Origin of the sequence: Wolbachia endosymbiont of Drosophila bocki (assembly GCF_028982005.1) — a bacterium.
Classification (GTDB): domain Bacteria; phylum Pseudomonadota; class Alphaproteobacteria; order Rickettsiales; family Anaplasmataceae; genus Wolbachia; species Wolbachia pipientis.
Genome location: NZ_JAPQLG010000163.1, coordinates 1 through 237, shown reverse-complemented (window position 1 = coordinate 237; position 237 = coordinate 1). Strand labels below are relative to the sequence as shown.

The following is a 237-nucleotide window of genomic DNA, read 5'->3' as shown; positions in this document are numbered from 1 at the left end:
GCGAATATAACAAATTTCTAGAAAAAAGAGGAAATATTTTTCATTATATCAACGAAGCCATAGAAAAGTGGTACGAGAATGGTCCAAAAATACCAGGTGGCAACAATATTTATAGCGATAAAGTTGTAATTTTGGTGCACATAATAACTTGTTTATTTAGAATAGGCCTGAGGCAAACAGTTGGGTTTATAGCAGGATACCTTGAGCAAATTGGGAAAAATTTGCAAGTTATCAGCT

At 33.3% G+C, this 237-nt stretch carries 1 protein-coding gene; it reads left to right on the top strand.

Translation table 11 applies throughout. The features are described from left to right. A partial coding sequence (locus tag OZD61_RS03825) for a transposase (protein ID WP_274979919.1) occupies positions 1-237 on the top strand: 237 nt, incomplete at both ends.